Source organism: Enterobacter sp. Lyrl_3 (genome assembly GCF_051948675.1).
In the GTDB taxonomy this organism is placed as follows: domain Bacteria; phylum Pseudomonadota; class Gammaproteobacteria; order Enterobacterales; family Enterobacteriaceae; genus Enterobacter; species Enterobacter cloacae.
In genome coordinates this window covers 133,937-157,374 of sequence record NZ_JAYJLI010000009.1, presented here as the reverse complement: position 1 = coordinate 157,374, position 23,438 = coordinate 133,937, and the positions used below count along the sequence as shown (strand labels likewise).

General features: G+C 53.1%; 20 protein-coding genes and 2 pseudogenes. 17 read left to right on the top strand and 5 right to left on the bottom strand.

What is annotated here, in order from left to right:
- Positions 1-128: 128 nt before the first annotated feature.
- From VF709_RS16930 to VF709_RS16915, 4 genes and pseudogenes are all read right to left on the bottom strand, one after another.
- Positions 129-203: pseudogene (locus VF709_RS16930) on the bottom strand (SOS response-associated peptidase); the annotation flags it as partial.
- A 201-nt stretch (positions 204-404) separates the two neighbouring features.
- Complete coding sequence (sapB, locus tag VF709_RS16925) at positions 405-1,370, bottom strand: putrescine export ABC transporter permease SapB (protein WP_013096396.1); 966 nt, start codon at positions 1,368-1,370, stop codon at positions 405-407.
- Positions 1,367-3,007 carry an ABC transporter substrate-binding protein SapA gene (gene sapA, locus VF709_RS16920; protein ID WP_038419595.1) on the bottom strand — a complete coding sequence of 547 codons (1,641 nt, stop codon included), beginning with the start codon at positions 3,005-3,007 and terminating at the stop codon, positions 1,367-1,369. The genes sapB and sapA overlap by 4 nt, the downstream gene beginning before the upstream one ends.
- 66 nt (positions 3,008-3,073) lie before the next feature.
- A pseudogene (locus VF709_RS16915) lies at positions 3,074-3,238 on the bottom strand (site-specific integrase); the annotation flags it as partial.
- Positions 3,239-3,709: 471 nt separating this feature from the next.
- Here VF709_RS16915 and VF709_RS16910 point away from each other — a divergent pair.
- The 4 genes from VF709_RS16910 to VF709_RS16895 are packed head-to-tail and all read left to right on the top strand — an operon-like array spanning position 3,710 to position 9,862.
- Complete coding sequence (locus VF709_RS16910; RefSeq protein WP_440231977.1) at positions 3,710-5,434, top strand: type I secretion system permease/ATPase; 1,725 nt, start codon at positions 3,710-3,712, stop codon at positions 5,432-5,434.
- A complete protein-coding gene (locus VF709_RS16905; RefSeq protein WP_038419591.1) occupies positions 5,427-6,740 on the top strand; it encodes an HlyD family type I secretion periplasmic adaptor subunit in 1,314 nt (437 codons plus the stop codon). The genes VF709_RS16910 and VF709_RS16905 overlap by 8 nt, the downstream gene beginning before the upstream one ends.
- Positions 6,741-6,742: 2 nt before the next feature.
- Positions 6,743-8,101 (top strand): TolC family outer membrane protein, encoded by a 1,359-nt coding sequence (locus tag VF709_RS16900; RefSeq protein ID WP_038419590.1) that lies wholly within the window; start codon positions 6,743-6,745, stop codon positions 8,099-8,101.
- Between the two features lie 27 nt (positions 8,102-8,128).
- Positions 8,129-9,862 carry a polyurethane esterase gene (locus VF709_RS16895; RefSeq protein ID WP_023622385.1) on the top strand — a complete coding sequence of 578 codons (1,734 nt, stop codon included), beginning with the start codon at positions 8,129-8,131 and terminating at the stop codon, positions 9,860-9,862.
- Between the two features lie 56 nt (positions 9,863-9,918).
- Here VF709_RS16895 and pspF read toward each other — a convergent pair whose 3' ends face one another.
- The gene (gene pspF, locus VF709_RS16890) at positions 9,919-10,896 is read right to left on the bottom strand and encodes a phage shock protein operon transcriptional activator (protein WP_038419589.1); all 978 of its coding nucleotides are present in this window, start codon (positions 10,894-10,896) and stop codon (positions 9,919-9,921) included.
- A 166-nt stretch (positions 10,897-11,062) separates the two neighbouring features.
- Between pspF and pspA the strand changes: the two genes are divergently transcribed.
- The 13 genes from pspA (at position 11,063) to pgmB (ending at position 23,438) form a co-directional block, all read left to right on the top strand.
- Positions 11,063-11,731, top strand: coding sequence for a phage shock protein PspA (gene pspA / locus VF709_RS16885; protein ID WP_013096403.1), 669 nt, complete (start codon positions 11,063-11,065; stop codon positions 11,729-11,731).
- Between the two features lie 54 nt (positions 11,732-11,785).
- The gene (gene pspB, locus VF709_RS16880) at positions 11,786-12,010 is read left to right on the top strand and encodes an envelope stress response membrane protein PspB (RefSeq protein ID WP_013096404.1); all 225 of its coding nucleotides are present in this window, start codon (positions 11,786-11,788) and stop codon (positions 12,008-12,010) included.
- Entirely contained in the window at positions 12,010-12,369 is a 360-nt protein-coding gene (gene pspC, locus VF709_RS16875) for an envelope stress response membrane protein PspC (RefSeq protein ID WP_013096405.1), read from the top strand. The genes pspB and pspC overlap by 1 nt, the downstream gene beginning before the upstream one ends.
- A 12-nt stretch (positions 12,370-12,381) precedes the next feature.
- Positions 12,382-12,603, top strand: a complete 222-nt coding sequence (gene pspD, locus VF709_RS16870) for a phage shock protein PspD (RefSeq protein ID WP_013096406.1) — start codon at positions 12,382-12,384, stop codon at positions 12,601-12,603.
- A 209-nt stretch (positions 12,604-12,812) separates the two neighbouring features.
- Entirely contained in the window at positions 12,813-14,498 is a 1,686-nt protein-coding gene (locus VF709_RS16865) for a sugar phosphorylase (RefSeq protein WP_038419588.1), read from the top strand.
- 15 nt (positions 14,499-14,513) lie between these two features.
- Complete coding sequence (locus VF709_RS16860) at positions 14,514-15,806, top strand: ABC transporter substrate-binding protein (protein ID WP_013096408.1); 1,293 nt, start codon at positions 14,514-14,516, stop codon at positions 15,804-15,806.
- Between the two features lie 23 nt (positions 15,807-15,829).
- Positions 15,830-16,711, top strand: a complete 882-nt coding sequence (locus VF709_RS16855) for a carbohydrate ABC transporter permease (protein WP_013096409.1) — start codon at positions 15,830-15,832, stop codon at positions 16,709-16,711.
- On the top strand, positions 16,698-17,540 hold the full coding sequence (locus tag VF709_RS16850) for a carbohydrate ABC transporter permease (protein WP_013096410.1): 843 nt from the start codon (positions 16,698-16,700) through the stop codon (positions 17,538-17,540). Before VF709_RS16855 ends, VF709_RS16850 begins: the two co-directional genes overlap by 14 nt.
- Positions 17,541-17,568: 28 nt before the next feature.
- Positions 17,569-18,621, top strand: a complete 1,053-nt coding sequence (locus VF709_RS16845) for a zinc-dependent alcohol dehydrogenase (RefSeq protein WP_013096411.1) — start codon at positions 17,569-17,571, stop codon at positions 18,619-18,621.
- Positions 18,622-18,639: 18 nt separating this feature from the next.
- Positions 18,640-19,428: a sugar phosphate isomerase/epimerase family protein gene (locus tag VF709_RS16840; protein ID WP_038420918.1), complete on the top strand. Its 789-nt coding sequence runs from the start codon at positions 18,640-18,642 to the stop codon at positions 19,426-19,428.
- 11 nt (positions 19,429-19,439) lie between these two features.
- Positions 19,440-20,498 carry a Gfo/Idh/MocA family protein gene (locus tag VF709_RS16835; protein ID WP_100168880.1) on the top strand — a complete coding sequence of 353 codons (1,059 nt, stop codon included), beginning with the start codon at positions 19,440-19,442 and terminating at the stop codon, positions 20,496-20,498.
- Positions 20,492-22,771 (top strand): glycoside hydrolase family 65 protein, encoded by a 2,280-nt coding sequence (locus tag VF709_RS16830; protein WP_038419580.1) that lies wholly within the window; start codon positions 20,492-20,494, stop codon positions 22,769-22,771. Before VF709_RS16835 ends, VF709_RS16830 begins: the two co-directional genes overlap by 7 nt.
- Positions 22,761-23,438, top strand: a complete 678-nt coding sequence (gene pgmB / locus VF709_RS16825) for a beta-phosphoglucomutase (RefSeq protein ID WP_038419578.1) — start codon at positions 22,761-22,763, stop codon at positions 23,436-23,438. Before VF709_RS16830 ends, pgmB begins: the two co-directional genes overlap by 11 nt.

The window sequence follows — 23,438 nt, the reverse complement described above, 5'->3', positions numbered from 1 at the left end:
AGAGTGTATGTAGATACATACTTTTGGGTGTGTATCTACTCGCGCCTAATGAATATAAATAATACGTTTAGAAAACCTAGGCAGTAAGGGATATTGAGTGAAGCTAAGATCTATAAAGCCGTTAGGTTGTCGCGATCGGCTTTGTCAGCCAAATAGACAAGGTATTCTTCACGTGTTTGAGCTTGTGCCAAACGTTCGCACATGATTACCTCCAGTCAGTCAAACTGAAAGTATAGAAGAAACGAAGAGGGCGGAATCGATAGCTCCAACAGCCCATGTTTCGATTAAGACTGTTGGAGCATAAACACAATGTGTACAAATTTGCGTATTAAAACTCAAAATCGGTAGCAGTTTTTTTGTCTACTTCATTGAATTTAAATAAAAAATACGCAGCCCTATAGCCACTATCGTAAGGCATACCATTCCTTATGCTTCAACGGGTTGGCCATTGCACCCAAAATATCGGAAATTACGTTAACAATAATCACCAGCGAACCAATCACCATGACGCCTGCTGAAATGGCGGCGTAATCCTGCTGACGAATGGCGTTAATGAGCCACCGGCCCAGTCCCGGCCAGCTAAAGACCATCTCAGTGATCATCGCCAGGGTCAGCATGGTCGAAAACTGCAGCCCAAGGCGCGGAATGACCGGCGGGAGCGCGTTATGCAGTACGTGACGACGCAAGATAGTCAGGCGTGAGAGCCCGCGCGTGGCCGCGGCTTTAACGTAGTTCTGATCAAACACTTCCATGGTGCTCAGGCGCATCAGGCGGATCACTTCGGTGGTGGGTGCCACCGCAAGCGTTAGCACCGGCAACACCATATGACGCAGGGCGCTGACGATCATTTCGTGACGCCAGACGGAGTCAGAGAGCCATGCATCAATTATGGCGAAACCGGTCACCGATTTAACCGTGTAGAGGAGGTCAAAGCGGCCTGAAACCGGCAGCCAGCCCATCGTCAGAGAGAAGAACAGCGTCAGCAACAGCGCCAGCCAGAAGACCGGGATAGAAAAGCCGAGCAGGGCGAGGGCGCTGATAAATTTATCCTGCCATTTATTGCGATAAATCCCCGCCAGCATGCCCACCGGAATGCCCACCATCAGGGCAAAGCCGAAGGCCAGAATACAGAGCTCCATCGTGGCCGGGAACACGTCTTTCAACTGCTCAGAGATAAGCTGTCCGTTGATACTGGAGACGCCAAAATCCCAGTGCAGCAGGCCGTTGAACCAGAACAACCAGGCATCCCACAGCGACGATCCCTGAAGCGGGGCGTGCGGCGTAAAGTAGCTCAGGCTGAAGCCCACGAAGGTCAGTAAAAAGAGCGTCACCAGCAGTAACAGGAGTCGACGCAAGGTAAAAATGATCATGGTTTTTTCACCTCTTGTTCTTTTTCACGGTCGACCCCGGCGAAGGAGGCGTTGCCAAACGGGCTCAATACCAGGCCTTTAATATCGTAACGATAGGCCTGCAGACGCAGGGAAGAGGCCAGCGGCAGCACGGGCAGTTCCTTAGCGAGGATCTTTTGCGCTTCATCATAGGCATCAATGCGTGACGAGAGCTGTTGTGACGCCAGCGCTTTTTGCAGAACGGCGTCAAACTCGCGGTTGCACCAGTGAGCGTAGTTGGTCTGTGAGTTTATTGCCGCGCAGCTTAACAACGGACGGAAGAAACTGTCCGGGTCGTTACTGTCAGTCGCCCAGCCCGTCAGCGTGAGGTCATGGTTCATATCCATCAGGCGCGCTTCCTGGAAACGCCCTTCAACCGGAACGATGATCACTTTTACACCCACCTGCGCCATATCAGCCTGCAGCAGCTCGGCGGTTTTCAGTGGGCTAGGGTTCCATGCCTGAGAGCTGGTCGGTACCCAGAGCTGCAGCGTCAGGTTTTCAGCACCCAACGCTTTAAGCTGTTCGCGTGCTTTTGCCGGATTGTATTCCGTGATTTTGGCTTCACCGTCATACGCCCACGAGGCGCGCGGTAAAATAGAGGCAGCGGTTTCCGCGGTGCCGTAATAAATGGACTGCATCAAACGCTGGTTGTTAATGGCCAGCGCCAGCGCATGACGAACTGCCGGGTTATTCAGCGGCGGCTTATCGGTGTTAAAAGCGAGATAGGCAATGTTCATACCCGGGCGCAGCGTCAGGCGCAGGCGCGGATCGTCGCGTAAAATAGTGAGCTGGCTGGCGGCAGGCCAGGCCAGCACATCACATTCGCCGGTCAGCAGCTTTGAGAGCCGTCCTGTACCGCCAGACCCGAGGTCGACCACAACCTGCGGCATCAGCGGCGTGCCGCGCCAGAAGTGTTCGTGGCGCTGCAGGCGAATATATTGCCCGGCGCGGTATTCGGCCAGCTGGAACGGACCGGTGCCGACCGGCTGGCGGTCAAGCAGCTCCTGACGATCCTGCTTGTTCAGCTTTGCCGCGTACTCAGCGGACATGACGGACGCATAGTGGGTCGCCAGATGCCAGAGGAAAGAGGCATCCGGGCGCGTCAGGGAAAATTCAACCGTCCGGTTATCCAGTTTGCGCACGCTTTTAACGGTGTCGGCAAACTGCAGGCTGTCGAAATAGGGGAAGTTCCCCCCGTTGACGTTATGCCAGGGGTGATGGCGGTTGAAGATACGCTGGAACGTAAAGACCACATCGTCTGCATTCAGCTTGCGCGTGGGGGTAAACCACGGCGTATGCTGAAACGCAACGTCATCACGCAGACGGAAACGGTAAGTTGCGCCGTTGTCCAGCACCTCCCAGCTTTCCGCCAGCTCCGGCACCAGACGGTAGGTGTACGGATCAACATCAAGCAGACGGTCGTAAAGCTGAGCGGCGAGAGTATCCACAATCAGGCCGCTGCCCGCTTTTTGTGGGTTGAAGGTATCAACCTGTCCGCTGACGCAGTAGACGAAGCCACTGTCACGAATATCAGGCTGCTCAGTTGGCTCGGGGGCAGCAAAGGCCTGGCTACTGAACAGACTGAGTGCAAAAAAGGACGATAAAACCAGACGCATAATTTTTAAGGTATGATATGTTAAGTGGCTATCTTACTAATATTAAACGAAATTATCCAGTGTCGTTTATCCCTGAGGGCATCCTGGGGGCAGTAGCGTTTGCAGTCGCTCATTCAGCATACCAACCTGATCGGCATTCATACCGACTCTCCACTTTGAATATACCTCATAAACCATCTTAGCATTTTCATGCCCTGTCTGACTCGCTATAAACGAAGGATTCGCCCCGACAGACCGTATGCGGTTAGCAACTGCGTGCGTGATTGGCTGATGGAACTCACGACTGACATCTTCCCGTTACCTCGCGATGCGATATTGGGTGGGCAATAAATCCCCTATAATAAAGTGCGCGCTGTTTATCCTGTGCAAGCATGATGCGATGGCGTGAATTATTATTGAGTCGATGTATTACAATAAGAAATATTCACTAAACGTATACTTGCTTAATTAATGGTTGCGTTACGAGTAATGTTGATTTATATACTGACCCTCTGTTCCTGCAATTTGGCAGGGCGAAAGAAAAAGAATAAAATGAATCATCATAACATCTAAGAAAATTACAGTTTACTGTTGGGGCATACCGAACGGCACTGCGCCTGACTGTCTGCTTTTTTTATATTGATTGTTAAATCTTTTTCATCATGGACGTCTCACGCCTTTCTCGTGGCATGAGAAGTGACTAAAACATCAGAGAGTTAGGGAATGATTGAACCTTTGGGGCTCATTAAGAATTTTGCACGCGTTCGCACGCGCATATTCGTGACGATTGCGTTTTTCTCATCGGTCATAAATATACTGATGCTGGCACCATCTATTTATATGTTGCAGGTTTACGATCGCGCACTGTCATCCGGGAATACCACAACGCTTTTTATGTTGACGCTGCTGGTGTTATTTATGTTTGCCGTCATGGCACTCCTTGATTACGCGCGTGGCATCGTCATCATCCGATTGGGTAATCAATTTGATAATGCGCTTTCGCCTGCACTCTATACCGCTGCATGTGAAAGTAATCTCGTTAAGCACAGCCCGAATGCCGGGCAGGCTATCAGCGACCTCACCGTTATACGCCAGTTTGTTACCGGCCCGGTGTTATTTGCGGTTTTTGATTCCATTTGGTTTCCCGTTTACCTCGGCGTTATTTTTCTTTTTAACACCTGGCTCGGGGTGTTCTCGCTTTCAGGCGCATGTCTGCTGCTGGCCCTGGCGCTTATTAACGAAAAAACGACGCGTCAACTTTTGAATGAAGCGGGGGGGTATGCCTTGATCTCAAATCACCAGGCTAACAGCTCCTTACAATCTGCTGAGACGCTGCATGCCCTGGGGATGACTGACAACGTGAAGGCGCGCTGGTGGCGCGGACATCAACAGTTCCTTTATTGCCAGAGTGCAGCCAGTGAACGCGCTGTATTGATGTCTGCCGTCACCAAAACCGTACGCATGGCGCTTCAGTCCCTGATGTTGGGGCTGGGCTGCTGGCTGGCGATTCTGGGAGACATCTCGCCGGGCATGATGATCGCGGGCTCAATTTTGCTCGGAAGAGCGCTGTCACCGGTGGAACAACTCATCAGCATGGCGAAAGGCTACCGGTCAGCTCGTCTGGCATGGGAACGCGTGGTTCGTCTGACGGGAGACTTTCCCCCGGCGCAGGAGAGCATACGCCTGCCGGCTGCGCAGGGAGTGCTCACGGTTGAGAATGTCACCGTTTTCCCTCCGGGAAACCCCCGGCAACCCATACTGCAAAACATCACTCTGCGGGTAAACCCGGGTGAGGTGCTGGGAATTGTGGGAGCCAGTGCATCGGGGAAATCCTGTCTCGCCAGAGTGTTGTGCGGTGTCTGGCCTGCCGGAGAGGGGGATGTCAGGCTGGATGGGGCAGATATTTACCAGTGGCAGAAGCAGACGCCGGGTCCCGGAATCGGCTACTTGCCGCAGGACGTTACGCTTTTCACGGGAACCCTCGCTGAGAATATTGCCCAGTTTGGGGAGATTGATTCAACGCAACTGATCGCCACGGCAAAGATGGCCGGGATCCACGACATGATTTTGCGTATGCCTGACGGGTATAACACCCTGACCGGCGAGCAGGGGATGGCCCTGTCGGGTGGACAAAAACAGCGCATTGGCCTGGCCCGGGCGCTGTACGGCAATCCGGCACTGGTGATCCTTGATGAGCCCAACGCTCACCTCGATGAATCGGGTGAGCAGGCTTTGCAGCAGGTTATCCGGCAGCTCCGGCAGCAGAAAAAAAGCGTCGTCATCATTTCTCATCGTCCGGGAATATTGCCGCTGACCAGCCATCTGCTCGTCCTCGAAGGCGGAAAAACCAAGCTTTATGGCCCAACGGCACAACTCTTACAGCAATCAGCTCGCCCGGTAAATAAGACAAACAGCGTCACTGCTGAACAAGGAAAAGTCCATGCATAATAGCGATGCGCAGAAGACGCCCCTTGTTGACGTCGTTCCGTTTGTCCGCCTTGGCTGGGTAGTGTTGCTGGCAGGTCTGGGATCTTTCTTGCTCTGGGCGGCACTGGCGCCGCTGGATAAAGGTGTTGTTTCCACCGGAACCGTGGTGGTGGACGGCTACCGTAAGGCCGTTCAGGCACCCACAGGCGGTGTGGTGACAAGCATCGCCGTCAAAGAGGGGCAGACGGTACATAAAGGCGACCTGCTGGTGCTGCTCAGCCAGCAATCGACGCTCGCCCAACTCTCCGCTGCGCGCCAGCATTATCTGACGTCGCTCATTGCTGAAAGCCGCCTGCAGTCTGAGCTGGCGGGCATGCAAACGCTGACCTTACCCCCTGAGACAGAAGACGAAGCCCTGCGGGATGCGATCAAGCCCATTGTGGCTCAGCAACGCCAGCTTATGCATGCCCGGCAGGAGGCGCTGAAAAATGCCCAGGAAAACGACGCTCAGGCCATTGCAGGGCTGGCTCGCCAGCGCGATTCGCTTGCCAGAACCTGCGAGACGAAAGCGCAAGGGCTCGCACTGTTAAATCGTCAACTCAAAGACCTGAAACCACTAATGGAAGAGGGCTATTTCCCCCGTAACCGCTATCTCGATATCCAGGTGCAATCGGCGTCTCTGGCGGGCGAGGTGGGTGAAACCCGCAGCAAAATCGTAGAGTTAGGGAATCAGATCGCCCAGCTCAAACGCGGCATGCGGCAGCGGTTGATTGACAACCGGAAAGATATTGAAACGCAAATTGACCAGCTTCGCCTGCAGGTCAGCGAGAGCAAAAAACAGCTGACGCTCTCCGGTGTCGATCTCTCCCTGACCCGCGTTGTCGCACCGCAGGATGGTGTGGTAATGAACCTCGCGCTTGCCAGCGACAGCGCGGTGGTGAGCGCGGGCGAGCAGCTACTGGAAATTGTCCCGCAGGCCTCCCCCCTGATTATCGACTCGCAAATTGACGTCGCCCTGATCGATAAAGTCCATAAGGGCATGCCCGTTACCCTGATGTTTACCGCCTTCAACCAGCAAAGCACGCCGAAAATCCCGGCCCAGGTCTCGCTGGTGTCAGCGGATCGCCAGACCGATCCCACCACCCAGCAGCCGTACTACAAGATTCAGATCGCCGTTACGCCGGAGGGGATGAAAAAGCTGAAGAGCGAGGAGGTTAAACCGGGTATGCCAGTAGAGGTCTTTATTAAAGCCGGAGAGCGCTCGCTGTTGAGCTATCTGCTGAAACCCATTGTGGATCGTGCATCGCGGTCGTTCATCGAGGAGTAAAGATGCTTACCGCAAAATTCATACCTGTTGTGTATCTGCTCGCGCTGATGACGCCCTTTTCAGCAGGTGCGCTGACACTGACTCAGGGCTGGTTCATGGCGCTGGACAACGATCCGCAATACCGCGCTGCTGTGAAGGATCAGCTTGCCGGAGAAGAGTACATCCCCATCGGTCGCGCCGGGTTACTGCCAAAAGTCAGCGTTAGCTATCAACGCGCACCGCGTAACTGGCAGCGGCAGCAGTACCAGCAGACAAATTTGTTGGGGGAGCGTTCTGAGGTGGTGCAGCATCAACAATATGACAGTTATTCGGGATCGGTTACCGTTGTTCAGCCGCTGTTTGATTACGATGCCTATGCGGGGTATCGCATCGGCATTATCAAAAAAATGCAGTCTGATGAACGCTACCGAAGCAGTCTGATTGATCTGCAAAACCGCTTCATTACCGCCTGGCTGGATCTGACCGAGGCGCATCAACGGCTCCAGCTTGCGACTCTGCATCGTCAGGGGCTGGAAGAGCAGAAAAAGCAGGCTCAGCGACAGTTCGAGGCCGGTGAGGGCGCAGTAACGGATGTCACAGAGACCGCCTCTGCGCTCAGCCTGGCGATTGCGGATGAGGTGGAGGCGCGCGATACGCTGGATACGGCTAACGTTGCGTTATCAGCGATCGTGGGCATGGATCTTTCGCAGACGGCAGCGCTGCCGATACTCGGTGAAAAGCCGCTTAAGCTGCCGCTGGCATCAGGAGACTATCGATACTGGGAACAAAAGGCAGCCGCGCATAATCCCGATATTCTTTCTGCCGGACATAGCGTGGAAGAAAAACGCTATGAAATTGAACGCAGTCGCGCTGGCGCGCTTCCCCGGGTACAGCTTTACGCGATGCATTCAGAGAACGATTCAAGCAACGACAATACCATTCATCAGAAATATCGTACCGACAGCATAGGCCTGCGCGTCAGCATGGATCTCTTTTCCGGGGGCGGCGTTTCAGCGTCCCTGCGTCAGGCAGCGGCCCGCTATGAGCAGGCAAAATATCTTCATGATGCACAGCGGCTGGCGACCTACAGCGAAATTAAAAAATCCTTAAATAAATGCCTCCATGCTTCAGAGCGCCTTGCTGCCTATGCTTCCGCGGTGGACGCCGCCAGGCGACAGATTGAAGCGACGAAAAAAAGCATTCAGGCTGGTCAGCGTATGAATATCGATTTATTAAATGCAGAACAATCTTTCTATAAAACCAAAGTTGAGCTTACTGCAGAAAAACATGCTGTCATTAAGGCATGGGTCAGTTTGCTCGCGCAGACGGGCGAAATAAACAATGATAACGTTATGTTACTTGATTCGTATTTTGCTCAATGATTGTTGATAATAAACAGAGGGACGACTATGCCTGTATTCGATTATCAGGGCGAGAAAAACACGCAGCTTATTAAGGATGCACTGACCATTGAAAGTATCAATTTTGGTGCAGCCACGTATGCTGATTATACCTATACAGAAGAAAATGGCTGGAAAGTATTAGACGGGACCACGCTTAACTACAGCGGCTGTACTAATCCCTATGGTGCTTTTTATGGCGAAAGTCTTCTTGAAACCAGTGCCGAATGCAACGTTATGGGAAAATATGACGCCAATGGCAAGCTGGTCAATATAGGCATTAGCTTCTGGGGGACGGGCACTTACGCCAGCGCGCCTTCACTTCAGCATACCATCAATACCGCGATGGATACCGTCAGCGACGTATTATCTGCACTCGTCGACGGCTATGCGGATAACTATGTTCTCAACGCGTATAAAAACCTCATGAGTTCGGTGGCCGCGTTTGCCACGGCAAATGGCCTGACCGGTAATGACATCATCATTACCGGACATAGTCTTGGCGGACTGGCTGTTAACAGCATGGCAACCCTGTCCGCACAGGGCCAGTGGGGTGGTTTCTTTGAAGACGCAAGCTACGTCGCATTCGCCTCTCCGACTCAAAACCTGGCCGATGACAAAGTGCTTAATATTGGTTATGAGAACGATCCGGTATTTCGTGTGTTAACGGGTCACAGCTTGACGCTGGACAGTTTATTTAACCACGACACGCCGCTTGAAACCTGCACCAACAACATCGTCTCCTTTAATGATTACTATGCCGGCCTGACCAACGATTGTAAGATCTTTTCGATCGCGAATATGGCGTCCTGGGCCGGGCACTCCGGTCAGGGCTATACGGACGGTGCATTACGAATTATGGATTCTGAAATCTATGATTTCACCCATCAAAATTCCAATATCATTGTTTCTAATCTTTCTGAAGCATACCGTTCCACGACCTGGGTTTCGGATCTCAATAAATCCGTAACGCATGTGGGGTCGACATTTATTATTGGTACCGAAACAAATGATTTATTACAAGGCGGGAAGGGTAACGATTATCTCTGCGGTGGTGGCGGAGATGACAGTTTTAAAGATCACAGCGGCTACAACGTTATTTATGGCGGCGCAGGGACTAACACCTACGTAACGGAATGTCATATTGCCGATTTTACGTTTAGCCACGATGCAGAAGGGACGCTGTACTTTAAATATTCCACCGGCGATATTACACGGGCGGAAGATATCCATTACGTTAACGCAGACCACACCTTGTTCAGCCTGTTTGGTATTAACATCAACCAGAACGCGACATGGCAGGTCACGGATTATGGCTTAGAAGGTGACAGTGGCTCAATCGCGTATGCGAAAAGCTATTATGCCGATACAGAGAACAGCTTCACTATCTCGACCGCCAGTAATGACAGCTGGTTCTATTCAGGAGCCAATGACAGTGAGATCAGCGTAAACGGGAACAATAACAATGTGGTTTCCGGGTATGCCGACGACGCCATCCACCTTAACGGCAGCGAAAACACGCTTCTCTTCTATGGTGATTTTGGTCATGACACGGTCTATAACCTCTCCGCCAGTGACAGCCTGATCTTTATGGCTAACCAGAACATTGCCGATAATGACAGCTATCTCAACCACCTGTCGTTTGAAGGTGATAATGCCTTACTTACCTACGGTGACAGCAGCGTCACGCTGGTCGGTGTGAATACCGATATGCTTTCGCAGATGCATATTGCGGTAGCATGACTCTTATCCCCGCGGGATCCTCGCGGGGATAAATCCCGTCAGAATGGCTCTGTCCGTCAGCGCATCTGGTGCTTTTTGAGCAATGCCCTTAACTGGTGGTAGGTCAGCCCCAACAGTTCAGCCGCCCCTTTCTGGTTATATTTCGCCATCCTCAGGCTCTGCTCCAGTAGCTGTTGTTCCTGCTTATGCTGAAACTGGCGCAGATCGAGCGGGAGTGAGGGCCCATCGTTCGAACGCGCCGGCGGGGTAACAGATGGCGCGTTACGCTGAAAAGGATCGAGAATAATGTTGTCCAGTTCCGTTTCGCTGCTGCCGTGACGGTAGACAGAGCGTTCGACGACGTTCTTCAGCTCGCGAATATTCCCCGGCCAGGGGTAGTTAAGCAGCGTCTCCCGGGCATTATCGCTAAAGCCCGGAAAGAGCGGCAGACCCAGCTCACGGCACATCTGAATGGCAAACTGTTCCGCCAGCAGCATAATATCGCTGCGCCGTTCACGCAGCGGTGGAAGCTGGACGACGTCAAAAGCGAGGCGGTCGAGCAGGTCGGCGCGAAATTTATCCTCAGCCACCATTTCCGGCAGGTTGGCATTTGTCGCACAGACCAGACGCACGTTAACCTGTAGCGGCTGGCTGCCGCCGACGCGTTCCAGCTCGCCATATTCAATGACGCGCAACAATTTTTCCTGTACCAGCATTGGCGCGGTGGCCAGCTCGTCAAGGAACAGGGTGCCGCCGTCGGCACGCTCGAAACGGCCAGGATGGCGCTTTTGCGCCCCGGTAAAGGCTCCCGCTTCATGGCCGAACAGCTCGGTATCCAGCAGGTTCTCATTCAGCGCGGCGCAGTTAAGCGAAATAAAAGGACCATCCCAGCGCCCGGACAGATAGTGGAGTCGGTTGGCGATCAGCTCCTTGCCCGTGCCGCGCTCACCGATAATCAGCACCGGTTTGTTGAGAGGGGCGAGGCGTGAAACCTGCTCCAGCACTTCGAGAAAGCTGTTAGCCTCACCGAGTAAATTGTCTTTATATTCAGCCATGATGAAATTAACCACTCCTTAGCGAGATTCACCAGGTGAGCTTAGTTCCATAGTGAGCGAAAATCAATCACATTCAGTAAAATCAATAAGATAAAAAGTTGGCACGGGAATTGTATTATCTGTACAGCAGGGCATTGCCCGATAACAGAAATGTGAGGATTGAATTATGGGTATTTTTTCTCGTTTTGCCGACATCGTGAACGCCAACATCAACTCGCTGCTTGAGAAAGCGGAAGATCCGCAAAAGCTGGTGCGTCTGATGATTCAGGAAATGGAAGATACACTGGTTGAAGTGCGTTCTACCTCCGCCCGTGCGCTGGCTGAGAAAAAGCAGTTAACCCGCCGTATTGAGCAGGCTACCGCCCAGCTTAATGAATGGCAGGAAAAAGCCGAACTGGCGCTGCGTAAAGATAAAGAAGATCTGGCCCGTGCCGCACTGATTGAAAAACAGAAACTGGCGGATATGGTTACCGCGCTGGAACATGAAGTTACGCTGGTGGACGACACGCTCACCCGTATGAAGAAAGAGATTGGCGAGCTTGAGAACAAGCTGAGCGAAACCCGTGCGCGTCAGCAGGCACTTACGCTGCGTCACCAGGCGGCAAACTCTTCCCGCGATGTACGCCGTCAGCTGGACAGCGGTAAGCTTGATGAAGCAATGGCGCGTTTTGAGTCCTTCGAACGTCGTATCGATCAGATGGAAGCGGAAGCGGAAAGCCACAGCATCGGTAAGCAAAAATCGCTCGATCAGCAGTTCGCCGATCTGAAAGCCGACGATGAAATCAGCGAGCAGCTGGCGGCACTGAAAGCCAAAATGAAGCAAGACAATCAATAATAATTCATGCGGCACCTGAGCGTGCCGCCACGCATCGTACGACAAGGAGTACACATGAGCGCGCTTTTTCTCGCTATTCCCCTGACCATTTTCGTGCTGTTCGTGCTGCCGATTTGGTTATGGCTGCACTACAGCAACCGTTCTTCACGGGACGCCCTTTCCCAGAGCGAGCAACAACGTCTGGTACAGCTGTCCGATCAGGCGAATAAGATGCGTGAACGTATTCAGGCGCTGGAAGCTATCCTGGATGCGGAACACCCGAACTGGAGGGAGCGTTAATGTCTGGACTGAATCTGAATAAAAAGCTGTGGCGGATCCCACAACAGGGCATGGTTCGCGGCGTCTGTGCGGGGCTTGCCCACTATCTGGATGTACCGGTTAAGCTGGTGCGCGTGGTAACGGTGTTATCGATTTTCTTCGGTCTGGCGTTTATCACTCTGGTGGCGTACATCGTATTGTCGTTTGTGCTCGACCCCATGCCGGAAGGTGAACTGGCTGCAGAAGGCGCACCGAGCAGTAGTGACATTCTGAACCAGGTGGATGCTGAACTGGCCGCAGGTGAAAAGCGGTTGCGCGAAATGGAACGTTACGTCACGTCTGATACCTTTACGCTGAGAAGTCGTTTTCGTCAGCTTTAAGAGAGAACATAGATGAACAAAAACTGGCAACAGGCCGGTCAGAAGGTAAAACCCGGCCTGAAAATCGCAGGTAAACTGGTCCTGCTGACGGCGTTACGTTATGGTCCGGCAGGCGTGGCTGGCTGGGCAATAAAATCTGTTGCCCGTAAGCCGGTAAGACTGTTATTGGCCGTGGCGCTGGAGCCGCTGCTGCAAAAACTGGCCAAACGTTTTTCCCGTCGATACTTATCCTGATCTCCATGTATACCGCAGTCTTTCTCTTATGAGAGGAGGGCTGCCGGCCTTTCTCTTCGTTTTCTTCCTTTTCTGTCTTTCTTTGCGGCAGCTCACATTACTGCGCTGTGTTGCCTTGAGAAGACATTTTTACCCCCTCAGGTCCGTTGACAGATATTTTTCATGGGAGTAGATTGCGTTCCGTGGGACCGCTACCATGGAAAAATAAAGTGAACGATAAAATTAAAAATTTAATCAATCTTGTTTACGGTGAATCGTTTTCTGAGGCGCACCGTGAAACACTGTCAGGGAAAATCTCCAGAGCTGCTGCTGTTATTACCGAAAAGCGTAAAGCCGGTTGGGATGAAAAAGATATCGTCCTGATAACCTATGCCGATCAGTTCTACAATAAAGGGGAGAAAGCGCTGCCTGTATTTACCCGTTTTTATAACAGATGGCTTTCTCGTTCATTTTCTCATGTGCATCTTTTACCTTTTTACCCGTGGTCCTCTGATGATGGTTTTTCCGTTATCGATTACCATGACGTTGCGCCTGAAACGGGAACATGGCAAGACGTTACTGAATTAAAGCAGTATGCCAGTTTAATGTTCGATTTTGTTTGCAACCATATGTCAGCGAAAAGCCAATGGTTCGCTCATTATCTTGCGCAAAAACCGGGCTATGAAGATTTCTTTATTTCCGTGGATCCGCAAACTGATTTATCTGCTGTGACACGGCCTCGTGCATTGCCTCTCCTGACACCTTTTACACTTGATGATGGAAGCGTTCGGCATCTGTGGACGACCTTCAGCGATGATCAGATTGACCTCAATTTCGCCTCTCCTGAGGTGTTGATTGCAATGGTGGATGTGCTTCTCCATTACCTGATGGAAGGAGCGCGCTATATCCGCCTTGATGCGGTCGGCTTTATGTGGAAGATCCCCGGAACAAGCTGCATCCATCTTGAACAAACGCACCGTTTGATTCAACTCTTCCGCGCCATTACGGACGCTGTGGCACCGGGTACGGTGATCATCACTGAGACCAATGTCCCGCATAAAGACAACGTTTCTTACTTTGGTGACGGCAAGAATGAAGCCCAGATGGTGTATCAGTTCTCCTTGCCACCACTGGTTCTGCATGCCGTTCATCGTCAGGATGTACGGGCACTTTGTCAGTGGGCCTCATCGCTGGAACTGCCGTCAAAGCAAACCACCTGGTTTAACTTTTTGGCCTCGCATGACGGGATCGGACTTAATCCGTTACGCGGAATTTTACCGGAATCGGAAATTCTGTCGCTGGTGGAAACACTCCAGCAGGAAGGTGCGCTGGTTAACTGGAAAAATAACCCTGACGGTACGCGCAGCCCGTATGAAATCAATGTAACCTATCTGGATGCATTAAGTGCTAAGAAGGATGAAGACACTCTGCGCATAGCCCGTTTTATTCTGGCTCATGCCGTTCTGTTGAGTTTCCCGGGGGTGCCTGCAATCTATATTCAGAGTATTATTGGCTCCCGTAATGATTATGAGGGTGTGGAGCGGTTAGGGTATAATAGAGCAATAAACCGAAAGAAATATCAGTCCGGTGAAATTGATCATAAACTCGACGATATTAATAGCCTTCGTCATAAAGTTTATTCTGGATTGAGTGCGTTAATTTCGTTACGCCGTCAGGAAAAAGCGTTCCACCCGGACAGTCAGGCGCGCTTTGAAACATCCGGGGAGCATGTTTTGAAAATAGTTCGCGTTGCCGATAACGGCGAGCGAATTACAGCACTCTTTAATTTCAGTAATGATATTCAGCACGTCCCTTCAAATAGTCAGACAGGAAAAGATTTAATAACCGGGGACAATATTAACGATACGACGTTGACCCTAAATCCATGGCAGGTTATGTGGATTAAAGAAAACTAAAAAAGGACCTTAACAATGAAAATGCCGAGAATTGTGCTGATTTCAGCACTGGTTTCGTGCGCCCTGTTATCAGGCTGCAAGGACGACACACAATCTTCTGTGACCATCGAGTTTATGCATTCGTCGGTGGAGCAGGAGCGTCAGGCCGTCATCACGAAACTGATTGAGAAATTCGAGAAAGAGAATCCCTCCATTACGGTGAAACAGGTGCCGGTGGAAGAGGATGCATACAACACCAAGGTCATTACCCTCGCGCGGACCGGCGCACTGCCGGAGGTGATTGAGGTCAGCCATGACTATGCAAAAGTGATGGATAAAGAGCAGTTGCTGGACCGTGACGCAATTGGCGAAGCCATTAAAGCCGTCGGTGAAAAGACATTTTATGACGGCATTCTCCGTGTTGTTCGCACGGAAGACGGCACCGCGTGGACGGGGGTGCCAATTAGCGCCTGGCTGTCAGGCGTCTGGTACCACAAAGATGTTCTCGCCGCGGCGGGTATTAAAGAGCCGCATAACTGGCAACAGCTGCTGAAAGCCAGTCAGATGCTCAACGACCCGGCTAAGAAACACTACGGTATCGCGCTTCCAACCGCTGAAAGCGTCATGACCGAGCAGGCCTTCTCCCAGTTTGCCCTTTCAGGTGGGGCAAACGTCTTCGACGCGCAGGGCAACATCCAGATCGATACGCCTGAAATGTTAAACGCGCTGGCGTTTTATAAAGAACTGGCGAAGAACACGATGCCAGGCTCGAACGACGTCATGGAGATCAAAGACGCGTTCATGAACGGTTCCGCGCCAATGGCGGTTTACTCCACCTACATTCTGCCTGCCGTGTTTAAAGAAGGGGATCCTGCCAATCTGGGCTTTGTGGTTCCAACGGAAAAATCGTCTGCAGTTTACGGCATGGTGACGTCGCTGACGATCACGACCGGTCAGACTGAAGAAGAAACCAAAGCCGCTGAGAAATTTGTGACCTGGATGGAGCAGGCTCAAAACGCCTCGGACTGGGTCATGATGTCTCCGGGGGCGGCGTTACCGGTGAACAAACTGGTGGTGGATACCGAGAGCTGGAAAAACAACGAGGTCATCAAAGCCTTTGGTCAACTGCCGTATGAGCTGATCGCACAGTTCCCGAATGTGCAGGTATTTGGGGCCGTGGGCGACAAAAACTTTACCCGCATGGGCGACGTGACAGGTTCCGGCATCATCAGTTCGATGGTGCATAACGTGACGGTGGGTCAGCAAGACCTCAACACCACGTTAAGCAACAGCCAGAAACGCCTGACTGACCTGGTTTCACAACGATAGGAGCGCTTCTGCGGAAGGAAATTATGAAGACGTTGTTTTCTGGTCGTTCAGATATGCCTTTCGCCATGCTGCTGTTGGCCCCCAGCCTGATTTTGCTGGGGGGCCTTGTGGCCTGGCCAATGATTTCCAACATTGAAATCAGTTTCTTACGCTTGCCGCTCAACCCGCGCATTAGTGCGGTGTTTGTTGGGCTGGATAACTACATCCGTATTTTGAGTGATGCAGCGTTCTGGCACTCCCTGTGGATGACCTTCTGGTATACGGCCCTGGTGGTGATAGGTAGCACGGGGCTCGGGCTGGCTGTCGCCATCTTCTTTAACCGGGAGTTTCGGCTGCGCAAAACGGCGCGTTCGCTGGTGATTTTATCTTACGTCACGCCGTCTATTTCACTGGTGTTTGCCTGGAAGTACATGTTCAACAACGGCTACGGCATCGTGAACTACCTGGGGGTAGACCTGCTGCATCTGTATGACCAGGCACCGCTGTGGTTCGACAACCCCGGCAGCAGCTTTGTGCTGGTGGTGCTATTCGCCATCTGGCGCTACTTCCCGTATGCGTTTATCTCGTTTCTCGCGATCTTACAAACGATTGATAAATCGTTATACGAAGCCGCAGAAATGGATGGTGCGAATGGCTGGCAACGTTTTCGCATCGTCACGCTGCCCGCGATTATGCCGGTGCTGGCCACGGTCATCACGCTGCGAACCATCTGGATGTTTTACATGTTTGCGGACGTGTACCTGCTGACTACCAAAGTCGATATTTTGGGCGTCTATCTCTACAAAACGGCGTTTGCCTTTAACGATTTGGGTAAAGCTGCGGCTATCTCAGTGGTGCTGTTTGTGATCATTTTCGCCGTCATTCTGCTGACCAGAAAAAGGGTAAATCTCAATGGCAACAAATAAACGCGTACTGGGACGTATTGGTTTTTATCTGGGGCTCGCGGCGTTCCTGATCATCACGCTGTTTCCGTTTTTCGTGATGCTAATGACCTCCTTTAAAAGCGCCAGAGAGGCGATATCGTTGCATCCGACTATTCTGCCGCAGGAGTGGACGTTACAGCATTACATCGACATCTTTAACCCGCTGATTTTCCCGTTTGTGGATTACTTCCGTAACAGCATGGTGGTGTCACTGACCTCGTCGATCGTTGCCGTGTTTCTCGGCACGCTGGGGGCTTACGCCTTATCCAAACTGCGTTTTAAAGGGCGCACGACGATCAACGCCAGCTTCTACACCGTCTACATGTTCTCAGGGATTCTGCTGGTGGTGCCGCTGTTCAAAATCATCACCGCGCTCGGTATCTATGACACCGAACTGGCGCTGATTATCACCATGGTGACTCAGACGTTACCTACGGCGGTGTTTATGCTGCGCAGCTATTTCGACACCATCCCGGACGAAATAGAAGAAGCCGCGATGATGGATGGCCTTAACCGCCTGCAAATCATCTTTCGCATTACCGTTCCGTTAGCGATTTCGGGCCTGGTGTCTGTCTTTGTCTACTGCTTCATGGTGGCGTGGAACGACTATCTGTTTGCCTCCATTTTCCTGTCCAGCGCCAGCAACTTCACCTTGCCGGTAGGACTGAACACGCTTTTCAGTACGCCAGATTACATCTGGGGCCGCATGATGGCGGCATCGCTGGTGACGGCACTGCCGGTGGTCATCATGTATGCGCTGTCTGAACGTTTTATTAAAAGTGGTTTGACCGCCGGTGGCGTTAAGGGCTGAGACGGCCAATTTTAACAAGGAGTGAGTAATGAAGAAGTTAGTTGCGACAGCGCCGCGTGTGGCAGCGCTGGTCGAATATGAAGACCGTCCCGTTGCCGTTCATGAAGTGAAAATTCGCGCCCGCTTTGGCGCACCGAAACACGGCACCGAAGTGGTGGATTTCAGGGCGGCGAGTCCGTTTATCGATGAAGAGTTTAACCCTGACTGGCAGCTCTTTACGCCGCGTGAAGAGGGGGCCGCTCGCGGGATCGAGTTTGGCAAATTCCAGCTCGGGAACATGATCGTCGGGGACATCATTGAGTGTGGCGCTGACGTAACGGAATACCGTGTCGGAGACCGCGTTTGCTGTTATGGACCGCTACAGGAAACGGTCATTGTGAATGCCGTCAACAACTACAAACTGCGCAAAATGCCTCAGGGCGCCTCCTGGAAAAATGCGGTCTGCTACGACCCGGCACAATTCGCAATGAGCGGCGTACGTGATGCCAATGTGCGGGTAGGGGATTTTGTCGTCGTCGTTGGGCTTGGCGCGATTGGTCAGATTGCCATCCAGCTGGCAAAGAAAGCCGGTGCGTCAATCGTTATCGGTGTCGACCCTATCGCGCACCGCTGCGACATTGCCCGTCGCCATGGGGCAGACCACTGTCTGGATCCGATTGGCACGGATGTTGGTCTGGAAATCAAAAAACTGACCGGCAAACAGGGCGCGGATGTGATTATCGAAACCAGCGGCTTTGCTGATGCGCTGCAGTCTGCGCTGCGCGGACTCGCTTACGGCGGCACCATCTCATACGTGGCCTTTGCGAAACCGTTCGCGGAAGGCTTTAACCTCGGCCGCGAAGCGCATTTCAATAATGCGAAAATTGTCTTCTCCCGCGCCTGCAGCGAGCCAAATCCTGATTACCCACGCTGGAACCGTAAGCGTATTGAAGAGACCTGCTGGGAATTGCTGATGAACGGCTATCTCAATTGCGAAGATTTAATCGACCCGGTCGTAACGTTTACCACCAGCGCTGAGAGCTACATGACGTATGTCGATCAGCATCCTGAACTGAGTATCAAAATGGGCGTCACGTTCTGAGCTAAGGAGAGCATGAAAATGAAAATCGCAACGCAAAACCAGGCCTTTTTCCCGACCAATATCCTGGAAAAATTTCAATACATCAAGGCCATGGGCTTTGATGGGTATGAGATAGACGGCAAGCTGCTGGTGGAGAACCTTGAAGAGGTTAAAGCGGCCATTAAGGCTACAGGGCTGCCAGTTACCACGGCCTGCGGCGGGTACGATGGCTGGATTGGTGACTTCATCGAAGAGCGTCGCCTGAACGGATTAACGCAGATCGAACGTATCCTTGAAGCATTAGCAGAGGTGGGCGGTAAAGGAATCGTTGTTCCTGCTGCCTGGGGGATGTTTACCTTCCGCCTGCCGCCGATGACGTCGCCGCGTAGCCTTGAAGGAGACCGCAAGGCGGTGAGCGCCTCGCTGCGCTGGCTGGACGAGGTGGCGGCGCGCACCGGCACCACCGTTTACCTGGAGCCGCTGAACCGCTATCAGGATCACATGATCAACACCCTCGCGGATGCACGTCGTTACATCGAAGAGAATGGGCTGAAACATGTTCAGATTATCGGCGATTTCTATCATATGAATATTGAAGAAGACTCGCTGACGGAAGCGCTGCACCAGAACCGGGACCTGCTGGGCCATGTGCATATTGCCGATAACCATCGTTATCAGCCGGGAAGCGGCTCTCTTGATTTTGCCGCTCTGTTCGACCAGCTGCGTGCCGATTGTTATCAGGGTTACGTTGTTTACGAGTGCCGCGTTCGCGCTGACGATCCTGCGAAGGCCTATCAGGATTCTCTCACTTATCTGCGTGAATGCTAAGGATGACCAGCGTGATGAGTGCTTTAACACCTTCGCCCCTGCGTGTCGCCATTATTGGTGCCGGGCAGGTCGCGGACAAAGTGCATGCCTCGTATTACTCCACGCGCAGTGATGTTCAGATGGTGGCTGTCATGGACAGCCATCCTGAACAGGCTCAGGCGTTTGCTGAACGCCATGCCATTCCGTCGGCATGGCAGGACGTGAATGAAATGCTGCAGGCGGTCAAACCGGATGTGGTGAGCGTCTGTTCGCCCAACCGTTTTCATTTTGAACATGCGATGGCAGCCCTGGAAGCCGGGTGCCATGTAATGTGCGAAAAACCCCCGGCCATGACGCCACACGAAGCCGACCGGATGCGTGTGGCGGCCCGAACGGCGGGAAAAGTGCTGGCCTATGATTTTCACCACCGCTTTGCACGTGATACGCAACTGCTGCGCGAGGCGGTAATGAACGGGACATTGGGTGAAATCTACTTCACTACGGCGCAGGCATTGCGCCGCTGCGGCGTTCCCGGCTGGGGCGTTTTCACCAATAAAGCACTGCAGGGGGGCGGGCCGCTGATTGATATTGGCATCCATATGCTCGACGCCGCGATGTATGTACTCGGTTTCCCGGCGGTAAAACGCGTGACGGCGCACAGCTTTCAAAAACTGGGAAACCGCAAAAACAGTGGCCAGTTTGGTGAATGGGATCCTGCACAGTTTACCGTTGAAGATGCCCTGTTCGGGACGATTGAATTTTGCAATGGCGGCATTCTGCGTCTGGATACCTCCTTTGCCCTCAACATCCGTGAGCAGTCCATCATGAATGTCGTCTTTTGCGGTGAAAAAGCGGGGGCAACGCTGTTCCCGGCCCACATTTACACCGATGAAGGCGGAGTTTTGCAGACCCTGTCCCTGCGCGAAGAGGCAGACGATCAGCGGCATTTACGCAGCATGGATGCGTTTGTCCGTCACGTCATGGGAGAGCCGGTCATGATTGCCGATGCCGAACAAGGGCTGGTGATCCAGCAACTGGTCGCCGCACTGTACGAGGCGGCAGAAAAAGGGGAAAGCGTAACGTTATGCTGAACCTGTCTGTATTAAACGATCCGGGTTTTTGCCCTCACAGCCTCAATAAATACGCGTCAATCATGGCCTGCGGCAACGGCTATATGGGCATACGTGCGGCGCATGAGGAAAACTACACGCAGCAGACCCGGGGAATGTATCTTGCCGGGCTTTATCATCGTGCTGGTCGTAATGAGACCAACGAACTGATCAACGTGCCTGACATCATCGGCATGGATATCGAACTGGACGGCATCCATTTCACCTTGCTGTCAGGGGAGATTATTGACTGGCAGCGGGAGCTGGATTTTGCCAATGGCGAACTGCGTCGTCGCGTAGTGTGGCGCTCGCCAGACGGAAAGCGTTACCGTGTGGAAAGCCGCCGTTTTGTCTCACTGGCTCAACTGCCGTTGGTGGCAATGCAGCTCACCGTCACTCCGCTGGATGCCGCATCAGACGTTATGCTGAGCACGGGGATTGATGCGACGCAAACCAACAGCGGCCGTCAGCATCTGGATGAAATCTCGGTCAGAGTCTTTGACCAATACTACATGCAGGGCGTGTATGAAACGCAGGATCGCGCTGCGGATGTGGTGATATCGGCATGCTGTCGTCTCTCAACCACCAGCGACAGCTGCTTTACCGCGAAAAACCGGCGTATCACGGTTCATCACGCCGTGAAGGTCGCTCAGGGTGACACTGTCACGCTTGAGAAGCTGGTCTGGGTGACGCATCGCAGCGATAAAGCGCTTTCACAGGACACGTTTGCCCGCAATGCTCTGGCTGAGCTCAAAACCTGCGCGACAAGAGGGTATGCCGCGTTACTCGAAAGCGCGGCGTGCGCCTGGAAAAAGGTCTGGCATGACTGCCGGGTGGACGTCACGTCGACCGAACATCAGGATCAGCTGGCGCTGGATTACGCGGTCTGGCACCTCACGGCCATGACGCCTGCCCATGATGAACGGAGCAGTATTGCGGCCAAGGGCCTGACCGGGGAGGGCTATAAAGGCCACGTGTTCTGGGACACCGAAATTTTCCTGCTGCCTTTCCATCTCTTTACCCGACCAGATGTTGCCCGTCGTCTGCTGCGCTACCGCTGGCTTAACCTGCCGGGGGCGCGGGAAAAAGCACGCCGTAACGGCTGGCCTGGCGCCTTGTTCCCCTGGGAGAGTGCCGCGAGCGGTCAGGAAGAGACGCCAGAATTCGCAGCGATCAACATCCGCACCGGCGTACGTCAGAAAGTGGCCTCCGCGCTGGCTGAACATCATATCGTGGCGGATATCGCGTGGGCCGTTGTCGCCTACTGGCAGGCAACGCACGATGATGCCTTTATGTGCAATGAAGGCCTGACGCTGCTCATGGAAACCGCGTTGTTCTGGATGGGACGCGCGACGGAAGTTGGCGACCGTCTGGAGATCCATGATGTGATCGGGCCGGATGAATACACGGAGCACGTAAATAACAACGCCTACACCAACTATCTGGCGTGGCACAACGTCGCCAGTGCCTGCCGGTTTATGTCGATGTTTGAGCGTGAAGATGCGCGTTTTACGGAAAATGCGCAACGGTTCCTGGCGCGCTTATGGCTGCCCGAGGCTAACGCCGACGGGGTCATACCGCAGGATGACACCTTCATGTCCAAACCGGCGCTCGATCTGAGCCGCTATAAAGCCAAAGCGGGCAAGCAGACCATTCTGCTGGATTACTCGCGCGCTGAAGTTAACGAGATGCAGATCCTCAAACAGGCCGATGTGGTAATGCTTAATTACCTGTTGCCGGAACGCTTTACGCCGCAGCAGTGCGCGGCCAACCTGGCATTCTATGAGCCGCGCACAATTCATGACTCGTCTCTGAGCAAAGCCATCCACGGCATTGTGAACGCGCGCTGTGGTGATACAGAAGGGGCTTACGCCTTCTGGCGTGATGGCATTGCCATCGATCTGGGCGACGATCCGCACAGCAGTGATGACGGTATTCATGCTGCCGCAACGGGTGCGATCTGGTCAGGCGTTATTCAGGGATTTGCCGGGCTGCAGATCGTGGACGGGGAGCTACATCTGGCACCCAGGATGCCTGCGCACTGGCAAAGGCTGGCGTTTCCGCTGCGTTGGCAGAATGCGCAGCTGCACTTCATTGTGACGAAAGAGACACTCACGGTGACCAGCTCCGCTCCCGTCACGCTAACGCTCTGGGGTAAAACACTCCAGCTTTCGGGACGGCAGGTCTTGTCCTGCAAGGATTTTCTTACGTCTGTTACTGGGACCGCTACCACGGAGGGAAGAGATGAACCTTAATGCCGTTGTATTCGATCTGGATGGGGTGATCACCGACACCGCTCATCTGCACTTCCTGGCCTGGCGCGCCGTCGCGAAGGAGGTCGGGATCACCATTGATGAGGCCTTCAATGAAACGCTGAAAGGGATTAGTCGCATGGACTCCCTGCAGCGGATCCTGCGTCACGGTGGCAAAGAAGACGCGTTCGATGAACAGCAGCGCCTGGCGCTTGCGCGTAAAAAAAATGCGCTCTATGTCCAGTCGCTGGCTTCGCTTACGCAAGCGTCACTGCTCCCGGGCATTCGTGAGGTGCTGGCCGACATACGCGCGGCAAACGTCAAAATTGGGCTGGCGTCTGTTTCACTCAACGCTCCCGGCATTTTGCAGGCGCTGGGGATCCACAGGGCGTTTGATTTCTGTGCCGATGCGTCCCGTATTGCCCGCTCCAAACCGGACCCGGAAATCTTCCTTGCCGCCTGCGCGGGTCTTAACGTCCTCCCGGAGGAGGCTATCGGCATTGAGGATGCCGCCTCTGGCGTTGAGGCGATCAACGCCGCAGGGATGTTGTCGGTGGGAATAGGGGCAGGCCTCAACCATGCGGGACTTCAACTTCATTCAACACGGGAGCTGACCTGGAAATGCCTGACAGATTTCTGGGCTTCCCGGACGGTACAGATAAGGAATTAA

Coding starts and splice junctions, on each gene's coding strand:
- sapB (WP_013096396.1), bottom strand. CDS start 1,370: ATGATCATTTTTACCTTGCGTCGACTCCTGTTACTGCTGGTGACGCTC.
- sapA (WP_038419595.1), bottom strand. CDS start 3,007: ATGCGTCTGGTTTTATCGTCCTTTTTTGCACTCAGTCTGTTCAGTAGC.
- VF709_RS16910 (WP_440231977.1), top strand. CDS start 3,710: ATGATTGAACCTTTGGGGCTCATTAAGAATTTTGCACGCGTTCGCACG.
- VF709_RS16905 (WP_038419591.1), top strand. CDS start 5,427: ATGCATAATAGCGATGCGCAGAAGACGCCCCTTGTTGACGTCGTTCCG.
- VF709_RS16900 (WP_038419590.1), top strand. CDS start 6,743: ATGCTTACCGCAAAATTCATACCTGTTGTGTATCTGCTCGCGCTGATG.
- VF709_RS16895 (WP_023622385.1), top strand. CDS start 8,129: ATGCCTGTATTCGATTATCAGGGCGAGAAAAACACGCAGCTTATTAAG.
- pspF (WP_038419589.1), bottom strand. CDS start 10,896: ATGGCTGAATATAAAGACAATTTACTCGGTGAGGCTAACAGCTTTCTC.
- pspA (WP_013096403.1), top strand. CDS start 11,063: ATGGGTATTTTTTCTCGTTTTGCCGACATCGTGAACGCCAACATCAAC.
- pspB (WP_013096404.1), top strand. CDS start 11,786: ATGAGCGCGCTTTTTCTCGCTATTCCCCTGACCATTTTCGTGCTGTTC.
- pspC (WP_013096405.1), top strand. CDS start 12,010: ATGTCTGGACTGAATCTGAATAAAAAGCTGTGGCGGATCCCACAACAG.
- pspD (WP_013096406.1), top strand. CDS start 12,382: ATGAACAAAAACTGGCAACAGGCCGGTCAGAAGGTAAAACCCGGCCTG.
- VF709_RS16860 (WP_013096408.1), top strand. CDS start 14,514: ATGAAAATGCCGAGAATTGTGCTGATTTCAGCACTGGTTTCGTGCGCC.
- VF709_RS16855 (WP_013096409.1), top strand. CDS start 15,830: ATGAAGACGTTGTTTTCTGGTCGTTCAGATATGCCTTTCGCCATGCTG.
- VF709_RS16850 (WP_013096410.1), top strand. CDS start 16,698: ATGGCAACAAATAAACGCGTACTGGGACGTATTGGTTTTTATCTGGGG.
- VF709_RS16845 (WP_013096411.1), top strand. CDS start 17,569: ATGAAGAAGTTAGTTGCGACAGCGCCGCGTGTGGCAGCGCTGGTCGAA.
- VF709_RS16840 (WP_038420918.1), top strand. CDS start 18,640: ATGAAAATCGCAACGCAAAACCAGGCCTTTTTCCCGACCAATATCCTG.
- VF709_RS16830 (WP_038419580.1), top strand. CDS start 20,492: ATGCTGAACCTGTCTGTATTAAACGATCCGGGTTTTTGCCCTCACAGC.
- pgmB (WP_038419578.1), top strand. CDS start 22,761: ATGAACCTTAATGCCGTTGTATTCGATCTGGATGGGGTGATCACCGAC.